Source organism: Acetanaerobacterium elongatum (assembly GCF_900103835.1).
In the GTDB taxonomy this organism is placed as follows: Bacteria; Bacillota; Clostridia; order Oscillospirales; family Ruminococcaceae; genus Acetanaerobacterium; species Acetanaerobacterium elongatum.
The window spans coordinates 1-16345 of sequence record NZ_FNID01000052.1; the positions used below are offsets into that span (position 1 = coordinate 1).

Sequence of the window (16345 nt, forward strand, 5' to 3'; positions counted from 1 at the left end):
GGGGGTGGGCTTTTGGAGGGCAAAGGACAAATAGAAGCATAGCGCAATTGCGGCCTTGCCGAACGCTGCAAGAATGCCGCGGGCGATTGATAATCGCCCCTACAACAAAACCCTTTGGGCGGGTGGATAGAATGCGCAACGGTCAAGACCGTTGCCTACAAATCAGAGACGAGGATACAACATGGACGAAAACATCAAAGAAAACGAAAACGAAGAGCAGTTTCAGCCGCTGTATATTAAATTCACCCTCAACCCGCACGAAATCTACGCCGCGGTGAAAACGGCGCAGTTTCGCCGAAACAGGGTGCTGCGTATGGTGCAGACCGTGCTGCTGGCAATCGTCTTTTTTCTTTACATTCAGGCGGTATGGGTGGACCCGACCTATGTTACGGGGATTATCCTGAGCATCCTTTCGCTGTTTGTGCTGGCGGCGGTGTGGCTGGTGCCGCTCTTTCAGGCACGCGGCGCGTTTAAGCAGGCCTCCGGCCAGGCGCTGGATTTTGAAATGGAGTTTGACGATGCCGACTACAGCGTGACCGAATCGATGGGCGAAAGCTCTCTATACTACCACGAAACACAGGCGGTGGAGACCGACGCGCTGATTCTGCTGATTGTGCGCCGAAGCAAGCTGTTCTGTATTCCCAAGCGTGCGGTGGAGGAGCAGACGCTGCAAGAGATTAGGGCGCTGCTGAAAGATAAGCTGGGCGACGATTATAAGGGAAAATAGCGGCGGTGCGTGTAGGGGCGCGCCTTGCGCGTCCGCGGCCTGCCAAACGCTGTAGATATACCGCGAAAGACCACAGGTCTCCCCCACAACAAAGCCCGTTGGCGGGCGGATAAACCGCGGGGCGTCGGGGACGGTGCCCTTTGTATTTGAACCCATATTCCCTGTATGGGATTGCGTAAAATCCGCGGACGGCCGATGGCCGCCCCTATAACGAAGGATAAATGATAAAAAATAAAGCGGCTGTAGGCAACACCCTGAGGCCGTTGCAAAAGGTGGCAAACTCATGAGCAAAAAGTTCGAAGACAACAATAAGGACGCGGCATTTTTAGCCGAAGGCGGCACTAACAAGAACGTGATTTCCATCGATATTGAGAAGGAGATGCGCAAGAGCTTCCTTGATTATTCGATGTCGGTTATCGTTTCGCGCGCGTTGCCCGATGTGCGCGACGGCCTAAAGCCGGTGCACCGCCGTATTCTGTATACGATGTTTGAAAAGGGGCTGCAGCCCGATAAGGCCTACCGCAAGTGCGCCGATACCGTCGGTGCCGTGCTCGGTGCGTACCATCCGCACGGCGACGCCTCGGTGTATGACGCGCTGGTACGTCTGGCTCAAGATTTCTCGCTGCGCTACCCGCTGGTGGACGGCCACGGCAACTTCGGTTCGATAGACGGCGACCCGCCTGCTGCCTACCGTTATACCGAGGCACGCATGAGCAAGATGAGCACCCATATGCTCACCGATATAGACAAGGAAACGGTAGACTTTGTACCCAACTACGACGACCGCTTGAAGGAGCCGGTGGTGCTCCCCTCCCGCTTCCCGAACCTGCTGGTGAACGGCTGTACGGGCATCGCGGTAGGTATGGCTACCAACATCCCCCCGCACAACCTCGGCGAGGTGGTTGCGGCGGTAGACCTTTTAATCGATAACCCCAACGCCTCTCTCGACGAGCTGATGGAGTGCATCAAGGGGCCGGACTTCCCCACCGGCGGCATCATCATGGGGCGCAGCGGCATACGCGCCGCCTATGCCACCGGGCGCGGCAAGATTACCCTGCGCAGCCGCTGCGAGATAGAGGAGGAGAAAAACGGGCGGTTCCGCATTGTGGTTACCGAGATCCCCTACATGGTAAACAAGGCGCGCCTGATTGAATACATTGCAGACCTGGTAAAGGATAAGCGCATTGAGGGAATCTCTGACCTGCGCGACGAATCTGACCGCGAGGGCCTGCGCATAGTAATAGAGCTAAAGCGCGAGGCAAACCCCCAGATCGTGCTTAACCAGCTCTACTCGTTAAGCCAGCTGCAGGATACCGTGGGCGTGATTATGCTCGCCCTTGAAAACGGCACCCAGCCCAAGGTAATGACGCTCAAGGAGATACTGCAGAACTACATCGACTTCCAGCAGCAGATTGTTACCCGCCGCACCATCTTTGACCTAAAGAAGGCCAAGGAGCGCGAGCACATCTTAGAGGGCTTAAAGCTTGCCATCGACTTCATTGATGAGGTTATTGCCATCATACGCGCGAGCAAGGATCAGCCCTCTGCCAAGGTTGCCCTGATGGAGCGGTTCGGGCTTGACGACATACAGGCCTCGGCCATCGTGGCGATGCGTTTAGGCCAGCTTTCCGGCCTTGAGCGCGTGAAGATTGAGGAAGAGCTTGCCGAAATCTTAAAGAAGGTGGCGGAGCTTGAGGGCATACTCGCCGACGTAAACAAGGTTCGCGCCATCGTTAAGGCCGAGCTTGGCGTTATACGCGACAAATACAAGGACGAGCGCCGCACCGAGATTCAGACGGTGAGCGGCGAGCTGGATATTGAGGACCTCATCCCCGTAGAGGACTGCGTGGTTACCCTCACCCACTACGGCTACATCAAGCGCCAGCCCGCCGACGTTTATAAGGCGCAGCGGCGCGGCGGCAGGGGCATCTCGGGCATGACCCGCCGTGACGAGGACTTTGTGGAGGAGCTGTTCATCAGCTCGTCGCACGACTTTGTGATGTTCTTTACCGACCGCGGCAGGGTTTACCGCTTAAAGTGCTACGAGATACCCGAGAGCTCGCGCACCGCAAGGGGTACCAACATTGTAAACCTGCTGCCGCTGGAGCAGGATGAAAAGGTGCAGACGATGATACGCATTCCCGCCTTTGAGGAGGGCAAGTATCTGGTGATGGTGACGACCAAGGGCATCATCAAGCGCACCGAGGTTACCGAGTATGACACCGCGCGCAAGGGCGGCGTAATCGCCATCAACCTGGATGACGACGATACCCTTGCGTGGGTTCGCCTGACCGACGGCCACAGCGACCTGATTGTGGGCACCCGCAACGGTATGGCGATACGCTTTGACGAAAACGACGCGCGCCCCTTAGGCAGAACCGCCAGAGGGGTGAGGGCCATCCAGCTCGACGAGGGCGACGTGGTGGTGGGCATGGCGCGTGTGCGTGAAAACGGCACGCTGCTAACCGTTACCGAAAAGGGACAGGGCCGCCGCACCGAGTTTGACGAGTATCGCCAGCAGACCCGCGCGGGCAAGGGCGTTATCAACTACAGGGTGGACGAGGAAAAGGGCGCTGTCGCGGGTATTCGCACCGTAAACGACGATGACGACGCGATTTTGATTACCAACGACGGCATCATCATCCGCATACCCGTAGAGCAGATTGCGGTGCAGTCTCGCTACGCGGGCGGCGTAAGGGTAATGCGCGTGGAGGGCGACACCCGCCTTGTTTCGATGGCGCGCGCCCCGCATGAGGATACCTCCGATACCGACAGCACCGACGAGGACGAAAACCTTGAGGAGGCGCTGGAGGAGGAGCTGACGGAGGGGAACGAGGAATAGAACAATAAGGGGCTGCCCGTGAAGGGCAGCCCCTATCTAAAATATAGACTAATATTTTTAGATTTAATAAGCGGGGGCCGTTTACTTTCGGCTCCCGCTAACTGTTTAAACTATATATGCTTTCAATGCCTGTTCTATCCTTTTTAAATACAGCCGCGCCTGCTTTTTGTCCGCTTCGTCGGTAAGGCCCATGCTTTTATACCGCGCGGTGTGGGCGAGGACGGCTAGGCTTTTGTAGTAGGGTATGCAGCCGCCGAACACCTTCGGGTGCTCGTACATCCGCTCGGTGCGCTCGGCGTAGCGCAGAATCTCCTCGTTAAACTGCCTGTGCAGCACCGCCTCGATGAGGTGGATGCAGGCGTAGTACTGCGCGACAATCTCCCAGTGGGGGCAGCCGATGCGGTTTTGGTTCAGCCCCAGCCGCAGGAACTCCTTGTTGCGGCGGTATTTTTGCAGGTGTTCTTCGTATTCTGTCATGGATATCATACCTTTTTATGATAAAAATCAGGAGGTTAAGGTTACTCACCTGCTCCACTGAGGGAGGGGGGTTGGGGTATATAGCGGAACGGTCAAGACCGTTCCCTACGGATTCAGGCTATTAACGGGGGCGTATGGAACACCGTTCCCTGCGCATCCTGTCCTCTGTTCGCTATAAAGTAAAGATGAACCTTGGCTGCGGAATATTTTGCAGCCTTTCTTCGGTTACCCAGATACCGTTTACGGCGGTTTTGGTGCGGCGCTCGTAGTCGGCCATCAGGGCGGAGGCTTGCTCAAGCAGGGCATAGTCCTTGGTGTTGCAGATTATCCACAGCTCATAGGCACCGTGCCGGCATTTCAGCCCCAGCCGCAGAGTATCAGGTGCAAGCTGCTTGAGCTTAAGCAGCAGGCCAAACTCATTAAGCGTGAGCTTGCCGTCTGCCTTGGGGTAAAAGGCGGAAAGATAGCGGCTCAGCAGCGCGGCGGCCTGTGCGTTATCCGCCAAGCAGGCCGCTGAAAGCTGATGCAGCAGGTCTTCCCTGCTGAAGGAAACAGCGGGTACATTTATGTCAGGCATTCCACCAGAACCTCTCCCTGTGCGATGCGTACCGCAAGATGGTTAGAACATTACTGCTCCCTATTATAGCCAAACGGTAGTTGGCAGGCAAGAAAATCCGGCAAAATTCTTAAACTGTTCACAGAAACGAAAGCTATTGATATGGTGAAAAGTACAAGTATAAAAACAAGCGCAGGCCGAGTGAAAACGGCTTTTGCTTGCTGCTGAATTAGTATATTCCTTAGCGTCTGCGCCCGTTTCGGGGATGGCGGGTTGTTAACCAAAGAAGCAGCTTAAAAATCATCCGCCAAAGCCAAGGCTTGTATTGTTGTTGCCGATAGATTGCAGTATACTGTCATTGTACAATAATAGCGCGACAAAAACTGACATTAAGTGATTATAACAGATATCTTGCAACAATAAAGGATGGTAGCATTGCTCAATATTGTTTTGCTGGGGCTTACCAGCTTCTTCTCGGATATCAGCTCTGAGATGGTGTACCCGCTGATTCCCTTATACCTTACCTCAGTGCTTGGCGCGACCCCCGCGCTGGTGGGTATCATCGAGGGGATTGCCGAAAGTCTGGCAAGCCTTTTAAAGGTGTTCAGCGGCTATATCACCGATAAAAAGAACAACAAAAAACCCGTGGCGTTCTGCGGCTATGCGACGGGGCTTGTCTATAAACTGGCGCTGCTGCTTGCCACCTCTTGGGCGGGAATTTTGGTGGCGCGGGTGATTGACCGCCTGGGCAAGGGCATCCGCACCGCACCGCGCGACGTGCTGGTGAGCGAGAGCGCCGATAAAAACACGATGGGCCGCGCCTTCGGTATCCACAAGGCGCTGGATATGGCGGGCTCGGCGGCGGGTATTCTGATTGCCTACCTGCTGCTGGCAAACTCTGCGGGGGCGTTTGATTATAAGAAGCTGTTTATCATCTCGATTGTTCCCGCAATCATCGGCCTTGCGGTGCTGCTGTTTGTAAAGGAGAAGAAGCAGCACGAGGCGAAGGAGCGCGAGCAGTTCTGGAAGCGCATGAAGGAGCTGGACGGCAACCTGAAGCTCTACCTACTGGTGGCGTTCATCTTCACGCTGGGCAACTCCTCCAACACCTTTTTGCTGCTGCGCGCCAAGGATGTGGGCTTTAACGACACCAATGTGGTGTTGCTTTACTTTCTTTACAACATTACCGCTGCCCTTCTCTCGGTGCCGTTCGGCAGGCTTTCGGACAGAATAGGCCGCAAGAGGGTGCTGGTGGCGGGGTATCTGGTGTTTGCGGCGGTGTATGCGGGCTTTGCGTTTGTAAGTAACTCTGCCGTACTGGTGGGCATCTTCATACTGTACGGCTTCTATACCGCCATGACTGCGGGGGTGGAGCGCGCGCTGATTGCCGAAATCGCCCCGCCTCGCCTAAAGGGCACCATGCTGGGGCTGCACGCCACCATCGTGGGCATTGCGCTGCTGCCCGCAAGCGTAATTGCGGGCTTTTTGTGGAACCTGCTCGGCGCATCCGCACCGTTTCTGCTGGGCGCCTCGCTCTCGCTGATTGCCGCGGTAATTTTGATGCTACTGCTAAACCGCAGGCCGTCGGCGGGATCTGCCGACTAATCGGTGCATGAAAAATCGTGCGGGGTTATGCCCTGCCGGTGTATGCTGAGAACGAAAGGGGGAGCGGCATGGACCTGCTTACCGGCATGAACAACGCGGTGGCCTGTATAGAAGAGAATCTGGAGGGTAACGACATCTGCCGCAAGGCCGCGCGGGCGGCGTGCTGCTCGGAATACCACTTTTCGAGGATGTTCTCGGCAATCGCGGGGGTGACGCTCTCGGAGTATATCCGCCGCAGGAGGCTGACGCTCGCGGCGTTTGAGCTGCAGCGCAGTGACACGCGCATTCTGGATATCGCCCTGAAATACGGCTACGATTCCGCCGACGCGTTTGCGCGCGCCTTCTATAAGCTGCACGGCATCAACCCCTCCGAGGCGCGCGGCGCGGGCACGCAGCTGAAGGCCTACCCCAAGCTCTCCTTTCATATTACGATTACAGGAGCGGATGAAATGGAGTACAGGCTGGAGGACATTGATTTTGAGGTGCGGATTGTGGGTAAATCCAACCTCGTAAGCACCCGTCAGGCGCTTGAGCAGGTGCCTGCGTTGTGGCAGGAGGCCGCACAGAACGGCCTGCTGGAGCAGCTGGTGGCAATGGCGTGGGAGCACCCGAAGTGCCGGATGGAGGGCCTGCTTGGGGTGTGCGGCAAAGAGGCCTCGATAAAAGACGACACCTTTGATTACTTTACGGCGACGCGGTATGACGGCGAGGTGCCCGAGGGGATGAATGAACTGATTCTTCCCCCCCACCTGTGGGCGGTGTTCCCCGATACTGTTCAGGCGTGGGGGCGCATCTACACCGACTGGCTGCCCTCTTCGGGGTATATGCTTGCGGATCTGCCGTGCATTGAGTGCTACTATGCGCCTGACAGCGGCAGAAGGGATGAGCTGTGGGTACCGGTGGTGAAGGGGAAAGAATAAAGTAAGAGGGCAGAGATAGGGGTTTACCCTGCTCTGCCCGCTGTTGTTACCTGTAGAACAGATGTAATGGGGTTACCTGGGCAGCCCCGTGTGTCTGCCCAGGTAGGTACGCAAGGGGGGTTTTGTAGGGGCGGCCATTGGCCGTCCGCGGCAATTTATCGGTCTCGGCTGGTGAACCGCGGGCGCGCATTGCGCGCCCCTACATCCCCCGCGGATTTGGTTGTAGACCGCGGGGGCGTTGAGGACACCGCCCCTACATACCGCCGCAGGGCGGCGAATATACGGGGGTATTTGTTTGGGGGCGTCAGCCCCCGAACAGTTTTCCCCCTCCCGCACAAAGCAATCTGCGGGAGTATGGGTCTAAGATGCGGGATGGAGGTAAAGCTTCGTTGCGGCGAAGCTCTGGGGTGGGTATATACAAGCCCCATGCCATGTGGTATTATCAGCGGCTGCGATTAGAACCGCGGGCGCGCAATGCGCGCCCCTACATGAAGGCGTAAGTGTCCTTTTATCCCGCAGTATGGAATAAATCGTCCGTTTTCCGGCACATATAAGGTAATGCTAATCTTCGTTAGAAATGTTGACAAAAAATCTTCGCAAAACCGCATAAATCAAAGCTTTTGCTCGATTTTTTTACATTTCTCAGACGAATATAAGCATAACACAGACGAAAGGCCGGATAATTGTGAAAAAGGGCATCGTGCTTTCGGTTACAGCCATACTATCTGCATTGTTACTGCTTGCCGCCTGCGCAAAAACGCCGCCCGAAAGCCCGGGCAGCAGCGCGGTTAGCTCGGCGGCGGTGCTGGGAGAGAGCCTTGTAAGCAGCGCCTTGCAGACTACTGATGCGGAAAAGGCATACTACCTGCTGTTTGAAAAGCTGTGGCAGGAGGACGACGGCCTTAACGACGGCATACAATACATCTCGCTTGACCTTACCAGGGTAAAGCTGAAGGATACCGCCCCGCTGGTGAGGCTGGTGAAGGATTTTTGCGACAAGAACGGCTATGAGCTGCTCTGCCTAACCTTTGAGCAGCTTAAGGAGCAGGGCTATATCGAGGATTTGTATTTCGACAAAGGGGTGCTTTTCTCGTTTGAGGATAAGGAGCTGACTGCGGATAGCTTAAAAACCGACGGCAAGAAGTGGCGCTCCGGCCTTGGTGCTATCGGCGCGACCTATACGGTGGAAAAGAAGAGCGACGGGTGGGCGATTACCGGCGCGGAGGGCACGTGGATTAGCTGAGATAAAAAGAAGAGGTCGGGCGCTAAAACGCTCGACTTCCTTTGCATGATATGGTATATTAATACAGTGCCAATGACTTCATGGTAAATAAATAGACGGAGATGGTTCTTTTGAAAACCTGCCCCCAATGCGGTGAACTGAATGCCGATGACCGCAACGAATGCTACCGCTGCTATACCCCGCTTGGCGACAACCGGTTTGTGCAGAAAATCTGCCCCAAATGCCGTGCGAGGTTTCCCTCCAACAAGGTTCTTTGCGAGCGGTGCGGCGCTAGGCTGATAGACTATACGCCGAAGCAGAAGGTGAAGTATGACAGCGACGCCGAATGGTGGCATTATGCGCTGGCAATCTTTGCTCCGCTGATCGGGTTGATTATGGCTATTGTTTATATCTCGCGCGGTGATGACGAGCTGGGCAAGACGATGATTGTTACGGTGGTAATCTGCGGGGCGATACAGTTTTTACTGGGTATTCTGTTTGCGGCGTGCAGCTATGGGATGCTTTGAACCGATGCAAAAACAGCAGCTTAGTAAAATGTTATACAGATAATGCTTCTTGATGAGATATAATTATCACTGGCAACAGCTAGAAGAATGCGGTTTTGCGTGCAGGGGGTTGTTACCTTAGACGAAGGGTGTGAATGCTCCCGATAAGTAATTGGTTTTGGAGGTTACCCCATGCTCAGCAGCCTGTTTATTACCGGGGTTCGCTTAAAGGAGGAGCCAAACGAGCTGAAGGACAGCTATATCCACGCGCTGCCGGTGGTGAAGAACCTTACCTTTCTTGAATTTAAAAAGCCCGTGACCTTCTTCGCGGGCGAAAACGGCACGGGCAAGAGCACGCTGCTGGAGGCGATTGCGGTGTGCGCCGGGTTTAACCCCGAGGGCGGCACCCGCAATTTTAACTTTTCCTCGAAGGAAACCCACTCGGCGCTTTACCGCCGCCTTGCCGTTACGCGCGGCTACAAGCGTGCGCGAGACGGGTTCTTTCTGCGCGCCGAGAGCTTTTACAACCTTGCCACCGAGGTAGACCGGCTGGATGAAATTGTTACCAGCTCCCCGCCGCTGCTGCAAAGCTACGGCGGGAAGTCGCTGCACAACCAGTCGCACGGCGAAAGCTTTCTGTCGCTCATCCTAAACCGCTTTGGCGGCGAGGGGCTGTATATCTTAGACGAGCCGGAGGCGGCGCTCTCGCCCACCAGCCAGCTGACGCTGCTGGCGCAGATGAAAAAGCTGACGGAGGAGGGCTCGCAGCTCATCATCGCCACCCACTCCCCTATTTTAATGGCCTACCCCGACGCGGACATCTATGTGCTTACGCAGGACGAGATTGCGCTTACCCCCTACAAGCAGACAGAGCACTACCTGCTGACCAAGCAGTTTTTAGACTGCCCGGAGCGGATGCTGGGGCTGCTGTTTGGGGAGGAGTAAATTAGTTAATAAATATCTATACTATATTCCCTCTAATTTTATTTGCTTTTATTCTTGATTTCGAGTCAGCGGTCTGAAATTGAATGTAGAAGGAGCAAGAGTATGAAGAAGAGAAGATTAGTATATTGCGCTGTGATGATATTGCTAAGTATAATACTTTACGCGTGTTCACCGACAAACCCAGTTTCGAATATCTGCAGCTCAAGTGATGCGACCCCGCCAATTAGCTCTGTGGTTCAAGCTGAAAGCAGCAGTTCTGTAAGCGAAGAAGTGGCGAAACCCCCAATTAGCTCTGAGGTGCAGGCTGAAAGCAGCAGCTCTTTAAGCGAAGAAGTGGTGAAGGCCGCCAAAACGTTAGAAGTAGCAGCAGGGTTTGATACAACGGTCACCAAGCTTGACGATTCCGGATTTCCGCCGGACTATCAAGAATCAGGATATGATCTTTTTATAACAACGAAAAATGTGAACGGTGTTTGGAAATATGCCGATCTGTATGGTAATGTGCTGCCGTACGACCAGATTATGCGGGCCTATCAATTTGACCGCCTCGGTTCCCAAGTAACCGATTCTGTGCTGTATGTACAGAAAGACGGCGAATGGTCTGCTATTGAACTTAAAGATCGGATATTGGTTTCATTTAGGCCTAAAAAAGACGCTCCTGCCTCTTTCGTAAGCGATTTTGATGTGATTGTTTATAAAGGCAAAACACTGTACGTTAAATATTATGGCCAGCCAACAACTCTGCCCTTAGAGCTGTTCTTCCCGGCTTTCAATCGACAGGAATTCAAGCTTTACGCCAACTCGAAATATATAGGCTCTTATCAAGGAAACCTGACAGGCGGAGAGTTTGAAGACGAAATACTGTTCGATTTTAAGCAAGGGGGCAGCCCGAAAGGTTGCGAGGGAACCGCTGTGCTTGGAAGCATTGAGCCTATAGCTATGGAAACGGCGAAGCCTGATGCCAAAGTGATTCCCAAAGAATACAAGGACAAATTAACGCCGGAATTGCCGATGCACGCGATAAAATTAAAGGATACCGAGGTTACACTCTTTGACTTCTTCTACACGAAGGAGAGTAAAAGCATCTACCATGTATTTGCCGTCTCAACTCCGCAGGTTCCATATAAGGAAGTATATGTTGTAAAATATGCTATAAACCATCTTGAAGTTGAACCCATTGCCGACTATCTATTCGCAGGCAAAAACCGAAACGGGGAATATCTTGTGCTCTGCAGAACAATCGGCAAAGGCGGGGACAATATAAATGTGTTTCAGTTCAAAGGCTAGGCACTATTATTTAATCAAACCTCAAATCCATCGCCTCGCCGATCTCCACCATGTGGCGATCGGGGTCGTAAAACCTAAACACCCGCTGGCCCCATTCCTGCTTCTTTACCCCGTGAATAATCTCTACCCCGGCCTCTGCGAGCCTTTGGCAGCAGGCGTCGGGGTCTTTTGTTTCAAAATAGATAAGCAGGTTGCGGCTTCCCTGCTCTGTGCCTGCGGCGGCGTCGAACTCGTTGGTGCCGTAGATGGTGCGGCAGAGGGGCTTTGCCTCGTGCAGTGCGAACAGGCTCTTGAACAGCACAAACGCGCCGCAGTCCTTTTCAATCTCCTGCCCCAGCAGGTCGCGGTAGAAGCGCTTGGAGACCTCGATGTCCTTTACCAGTACGATTGTATGGGCAAACTTGATCATATGATCTGTCCTCTCCTCTTTGCTCAACCGTTTAGCCGCCGAAAACGTCAGCCGGTTTTACGGTATTGTATCAGGAATATTATAACATAGCGCAAGGGCAACAGCAAAGAAGCAAGGCGGTTTATCAGGCGGTTCGGACTTCAAATTCTTAACATTAAGTGAATTCAGGGCGGTTTCTATTGTAGCGGCGCGAAAAAGTGTGCTATAATTCACGATATAAATGGATAACTGTGCTGTAATCCCGCAAAAAGTCGTTTACTTTAAAAACATAGAATATCATAACAGGGGAAAGTAACTATGCAAAGCATAAAGGACGCAAAACGAATCGTGGTAAAGGTGGGCTCGTCTACCCTTGCCTACCCTACCGGTATGATGAATATACGCTGTGTGGAGCGCCTTGTGAAGGTGCTGGCCGACATCAAGAACTCGGGGCGCGAGGTGGTGCTGGTAACCTCCGGCGCTATCGGCGTGGGGTTTGGCAAGCTGGGGCTGAAGGAGCGACCTTGCGACACCCCGTCCAAGCAGGCCGCGGCGGCTGTGGGGCAGTGCGAGCTGATGTACACCTATGACCGCCTGTTTGCGGGCTATAACCATACGGTGGCGCAGGTGCTGCTTACCCGCGACATCATCGACGTGGAGAAGCGCCGCGAAAACGTAGAGAACACCTTTGCGCGCCTTTTGGATATGGGGTGCTTACCCATCATCAACGAAAACGACACCGTGGCGGTGGAGGAGATCGAGTTCGGCGATAACGACACCCTCTCGGCGCTGGTGGCCTCGCTTTGCGGGGCGCAGGCGCTGGTGATCCTTTCGGATATCGACGGGCTGTATACCGCAAACCCCCGCACCGACAGCAACGCCCGTTTAATTGAGCAGGTGAGCGAGATTAACGACGAGCTGAGGGCTTTGGCGGGCGGCGCAGGCTCGAGTATCGGCACGGGCGGCATGATTACCAAGCTGCACGCCGCCGAGATCTGCTTTGAAAATGATATTTCCATGGCAATTATCAACGGCTCTAAGCCGGAAAGCCTTTATGATTTGATAGAGGGCAAACCGGTGGGGACGCTGTTTATGCGGTGAGAGGGCCGGTTTGTAGGGAACGGTCTTGACCGTTCCGCGGTAACTATGCGGTTGCATTAGAACCGCGGGCGCTTAGTAAGCGCCCCTACAGCTCCGACGCGGATTTGGTTATAAACCGCGGGGCGTCGAGGACGCCGCCCCCTACGAGAGGGCGTAAAAACGAAAGGTACCACCCAAAACGGGGTGCAGGGGCGTCAGCCCCTGCAAGATATTCCCCCTCCCGTTTTGACCCGCTTACGATACCCGCCGTTCCATAGAAACGGGAGGGGGTTGGGGGTGGGCAAATAGTTGCTGGAGATTAGTTATTAGTTGTTAGTAGAGTACCCCAAAACGGAGAGAATTTTGGCTTTTGGGAGTATGCGGAACGGTCAAGACCGTTCCCTACATTCAGCACCTTTGGCAAGCGGATATTCCGCGGGGCGTCGAGGACGCCGCCCCCTACACCGATTAAAAGGAGGTTTTGTTTATGACGGTAGCCGAGATTGGCCAAAAGGCGAAGGCCGCCGCGCGGATGCTGATGACCGCCGACACGGGCAGCAAGAACAAGGCACTTGAGGCGATAGCCCAAGCGCTTGAAGCACATATGGACGAAATCCTTGCCGCAAACGCAAAGGATATACAAAACGGCGAGGCGGCGGGGCTTACCAAGTCGCTGCTTGACCGCCTGCGCCTGACCGAAGCGCGCATTAAGGGCATTGCCGCCTCGGTGCGCGAGGTAATCGTGCTTACCGACCCTATCGGGCGTATTGATAACGGCTTTATTAACCAGGACGGCCTGCGCATTTTGAAAACGCGCGTGCCGCTGGGGGTTATCGCGATGATCTACGAGGCCCGCCCTAACGTTACGGTAGACGCGGCGGTACTGTGCTTAAAATCCTCCAACGTTGTGATTCTGCGCGGCGGCAAGGAGGCCATACACTCCAACAGCTGCCTTGCAAACCTTATGCGGGAGGCCATCCGCGCGCAGGGCTTTGACGAAAACTGCATTTCACTGATTACCGATACCGCGCGCGAGAGCGCAACCGAGCTGATGCGCTTAAACGAGTTTGTGGATGTGCTTATCCCCCGCGGCGGCGCCGGGCTGATTAAGGCGTGTGTGGAGAACTCTACCGTGCCGGTGATTGAAACCGGTGTGGGCAACTGCCATGTGTATATCGACTCCCCCAGCGACCTTGAGATGGGCGCGCGCATCATCAACAATGCCAAGACCTCCCGCCCCTCGGTGTGCAACGCCGCCGAGAGCCTGCTGGTGCACAGGGATGTGGCAAAGGACTTTCTGCCTATGGCATATGCGCTGTTAAGAGAGCATAACGTGGAGATTCGCGGCTGCGAGCGCACCCGAGAGATTCTGGGCGATTTTGTGAAACCGGCTACCGACGAGGACTATGCCGCCGAGTTTCTCGACTACATCCTTGCGGTAAAGGTAGTAGATTCCATTGACGAGGCAATCGCGCATATTGTACGATATACAAGCGGGCACAGCGAGTGCATTGTGACGAGCAGCCTGCAGAACAGCGAGCGGTTTACCCGTGAGATTGACGCGGCGGCGGTGTATGTAAACGCCTCCACCCGCTTTACCGACGGCGGGGTGTTCGGGCAGGGTGCAGAGATCGGCATTTCTACCCAAAAGCTGCACACGCGCGGGCCATTGGGTTTAAACGAGCTTACCACCATTAAGTATGTTATAAACGGCAACGGGCAGATACGGGTTTAAAGTCTTTAGCAACCTTATATTTGCGGCCTGTAGGGGCGCGCATTGCGCGTCCGCAGTCTCACCGGACGCCGTATAGATACCGCGGACGGCCGATGGCCGCCCCCTACATCCGAGCCTCTATTCCCTCTATGGGATGGTATGAATACCGCGGGCGAACAAAGTTCGCCCCTACAATATTGAGATTAGGAAAGGACAGGTTGGGAGCTCCGCTTTCAATCTAAGGGAACTTTAGTATGGACAGCGAACTGTTTAAAAGCGGCCTGGAGCAAGAGGAGCCAAAGCGCCCCCCTGTGCCGCATAAAAGAAGAAGAAAGGCCAGCCGTGTGGCGGCGCCCATCGGGCTGGTGCTTTTGCTGCTGTGCGGTATAGGCCTGGTAACGCTTGTGCTTGGCGGTATCGCCCTTGGGCAGTCGTTTATTAATAACGATAAGGAAAAGGCCAAGTTTGAAAAGTTTTTGCTGCCGGTGGTAATGTACGACCCGCCGGCCTTCGAAAGCGTTACAACACTGGATCAGGCGATGCTGCTGCAAACCTCGATGTGGGCGGCGATACTGAATAACGATGACGCCAAGTGGGCCAAGGACGACCTGGGCTTTGCACAGATACCCGCCTCCGAGCTGGATGTGCAGGCCGCGAAGCTGTATGGCACCGCGGTAAAGCTGGAGCACCAGAGCTTCGGCGACTTTGAAACCAACTACGTTTATAACGCCGATACCAAAACCTACAGCGTGCCCCCCGCCGCCACAACGCAGGTGTATACCCCCAAGGTGACCAACATTACCAAGAAGGGCGACGAGGTTATCCTGCGCGTGGGCTATGTGCCGCCGGGCAGCGTTTGGGAGATTGACGACAACGGCAACCGCAAGCAGCCAGACCCCGACAAATATCTGGAGTATCACCTGCAAAAAAGCGAAACCGGCTACATTATCGTTTCGCTGAAGTATATCGACAACCCCTCCTCCAACATCGTATCCGCTACCTCCAGCCTGGGCGAGGCGCTGATTAACTCCGGCGAGACCTCCTCTAACGAGGGCGAGGCCTTTGGTGATGCCTCTGAGCAACCCGCCGCGGCCGTTGTAGGCGCAAGCGACGGAAGCTCCTCCGGGATGGCCTCGAGCGGGGAGACCTCGAGCGGGGAAGCCTCCGGCGAGGAGTCGTCGAGCAGCAGGAGCAGCTCCTCTAAGGCAAGCTCGTCAGACGAAAGCAGTTCTTCAAAAAGCAGCTCTAAATAGCAATAATATAAGCAGGGCGGAGAGTGTTCTTCGCCCTGCTTGACTATTTTTGGGGAACAGTCTTCCGTTTTGCGGTATTGTATGGGGTTGCGTTAGTGCCGCGGGCGCTTGGTAAGCGCCCCTGCTTCCCTATCGCGCATTTGGTTGCAGAGTGCGGGGCGTCGGGGGCGAAGCCCCCAACATTCCGACACAGGATTGTTGCCTGCAATCTGAAATCTGATATTACCGCGGGCGAACACAGTTCGCCCCTACGGCCTTCCAATAGCGCATTTGTAGGGGCGGCCATCGGCCACCCGCGGTATTCAACCGGCCGTCGGTAAGACCGCGGACGCGCAAAGCGCGCCCCTGCATTCTCAACGTGGATTTGGTTGCAGACCACGGGGCGGCGAGGACGTTGCCCCCTACATCCCGACGCAGGGGCGGCGAATATAGGGGGGTAGCCGTTCGGGGGCGCCAGCCCCCGAACAGTTTTCCCCCTCCCGCATAATAGAATCTTGGACAATATGCGCCTTGAAATGCGGGAGGGGGTTGGGGGTGGGATCCCGCAAGGCCGCGGTATTTTTACAGCGTTCGGTAAGACCGCGGACGATTGATAATCGCCCCTACATCCCTCATTGCGTACGTTGCGGCGAACCCCGGGTTTGCCCGTATCCATGGTGGACAGCGAGGCGGCGAGGACGCCGCCTCCTACATCCCGACGCAGGGCGTCGAATATAAGGGGGTAAGCGTTCGGGGGCGAAGCCCCCGAACAGTTTTCCCCCTCCCGCATAATAGAATCTTGGACAATATGCGCCTTGAAATGCGGGAGGGGGTTGGGGGTGGG

14 protein-coding genes are annotated in these 16345 nt (G+C 55.0%); 11 read left to right on the plus strand and 3 right to left on the minus strand.

Features of this window, described 5'->3' with window-relative positions; all coding sequences use genetic code 11:
- Nucleotides 1–181 precede the first annotated feature (181 nt).
- Both BLR50_RS13450 and gyrA read left to right on the plus strand, forming a co-directional pair.
- Nucleotides 182–727 (plus strand): YcxB family protein, encoded by a 546-nt coding sequence (locus tag BLR50_RS13450; RefSeq protein WP_092643420.1) that lies wholly within the window; start codon nucleotides 182–184, stop codon nucleotides 725–727.
- Between the two features lie 283 nt (nucleotides 728–1010).
- The gene (gene gyrA / locus BLR50_RS13455; RefSeq protein ID WP_092643424.1) at nucleotides 1011–3569 is read left to right on the plus strand and encodes a DNA gyrase subunit A; all 2559 of its coding nucleotides are present in this window, start codon (nucleotides 1011–1013) and stop codon (nucleotides 3567–3569) included.
- A 105-nt stretch (nucleotides 3570–3674) separates the two neighbouring features.
- Here the strand turns inward: gyrA and BLR50_RS13460 are convergent, their stop codons facing one another.
- Both BLR50_RS13460 and BLR50_RS13465 read right to left on the minus strand, forming a co-directional pair.
- Entirely contained in the window at nucleotides 3675–4046 is a 372-nt protein-coding gene (locus tag BLR50_RS13460) for a hypothetical protein (RefSeq protein ID WP_092643427.1), read from the minus strand.
- A 172-nt stretch (nucleotides 4047–4218) separates the two neighbouring features.
- Nucleotides 4219–4623 (minus strand): hypothetical protein, encoded by a 405-nt coding sequence (locus BLR50_RS13465; RefSeq protein ID WP_092643430.1) that lies wholly within the window; start codon nucleotides 4621–4623, stop codon nucleotides 4219–4221.
- Nucleotides 4624–5037: 414 nt separating this feature from the next.
- Between BLR50_RS13465 and BLR50_RS13470 the strand changes: the two genes are divergently transcribed.
- From BLR50_RS13470 to BLR50_RS13495, 6 genes are all read left to right on the plus strand, one after another.
- Nucleotides 5038–6207 carry an MFS transporter gene (locus BLR50_RS13470; protein WP_092643433.1) on the plus strand — a complete coding sequence of 390 codons (1170 nt, stop codon included), beginning with the start codon at nucleotides 5038–5040 and terminating at the stop codon, nucleotides 6205–6207.
- A gap of 68 nt (nucleotides 6208–6275) precedes the next feature.
- Nucleotides 6276–7127 carry an AraC family transcriptional regulator gene (locus tag BLR50_RS13475; RefSeq protein WP_092643435.1) on the plus strand — a complete coding sequence of 284 codons (852 nt, stop codon included), beginning with the start codon at nucleotides 6276–6278 and terminating at the stop codon, nucleotides 7125–7127.
- Nucleotides 7128–7812: 685 nt separating this feature from the next.
- Nucleotides 7813–8370, plus strand: coding sequence for a hypothetical protein (locus BLR50_RS13480; protein ID WP_092643438.1), 558 nt, complete (start codon nucleotides 7813–7815; stop codon nucleotides 8368–8370).
- Nucleotides 8371–8480: 110 nt separating this feature from the next.
- Complete coding sequence (locus tag BLR50_RS13485; RefSeq protein ID WP_162840454.1) at nucleotides 8481–8876, plus strand: double zinc ribbon domain-containing protein; 396 nt, start codon at nucleotides 8481–8483, stop codon at nucleotides 8874–8876.
- Nucleotides 8877–9047: 171 nt separating this feature from the next.
- A complete protein-coding gene (locus BLR50_RS13490; RefSeq protein WP_092643446.1) occupies nucleotides 9048–9800 on the plus strand; it encodes an AAA family ATPase in 753 nt (250 codons plus the stop codon).
- 102 nt (nucleotides 9801–9902) lie between these two features.
- Complete coding sequence (locus tag BLR50_RS13495; protein WP_092643449.1) at nucleotides 9903–11087, plus strand: hypothetical protein; 1185 nt, start codon at nucleotides 9903–9905, stop codon at nucleotides 11085–11087.
- Between the two features lie 10 nt (nucleotides 11088–11097).
- Here BLR50_RS13495 and BLR50_RS13500 read toward each other — a convergent pair whose 3' ends face one another.
- Nucleotides 11098–11496 (minus strand): VOC family protein, encoded by a 399-nt coding sequence (locus BLR50_RS13500; protein ID WP_205408716.1) that lies wholly within the window; start codon nucleotides 11494–11496, stop codon nucleotides 11098–11100.
- 297 nt (nucleotides 11497–11793) lie between these two features.
- Here BLR50_RS13500 and proB point away from each other — a divergent pair, with 297 nt between their 5' ends.
- The 3 genes from proB to BLR50_RS13515 all read left to right on the plus strand — a co-directional run bounded on the left by proB (nucleotide 11794) and on the right by BLR50_RS13515 (nucleotide 15522).
- On the plus strand, nucleotides 11794–12576 hold the full coding sequence (proB, locus tag BLR50_RS13505) for a glutamate 5-kinase (protein ID WP_092643452.1): 783 nt from the start codon (nucleotides 11794–11796) through the stop codon (nucleotides 12574–12576).
- Nucleotides 12577–13042: 466 nt separating this feature from the next.
- Complete coding sequence (locus tag BLR50_RS13510) at nucleotides 13043–14290, plus strand: glutamate-5-semialdehyde dehydrogenase (protein WP_092643455.1); 1248 nt, start codon at nucleotides 13043–13045, stop codon at nucleotides 14288–14290.
- Nucleotides 14291–14523: 233 nt separating this feature from the next.
- Entirely contained in the window at nucleotides 14524–15522 is a 999-nt protein-coding gene (locus tag BLR50_RS13515) for a hypothetical protein (RefSeq protein WP_092643458.1), read from the plus strand.
- The last annotated feature ends 823 nt before the right edge of the window (nucleotides 15523–16345 follow it).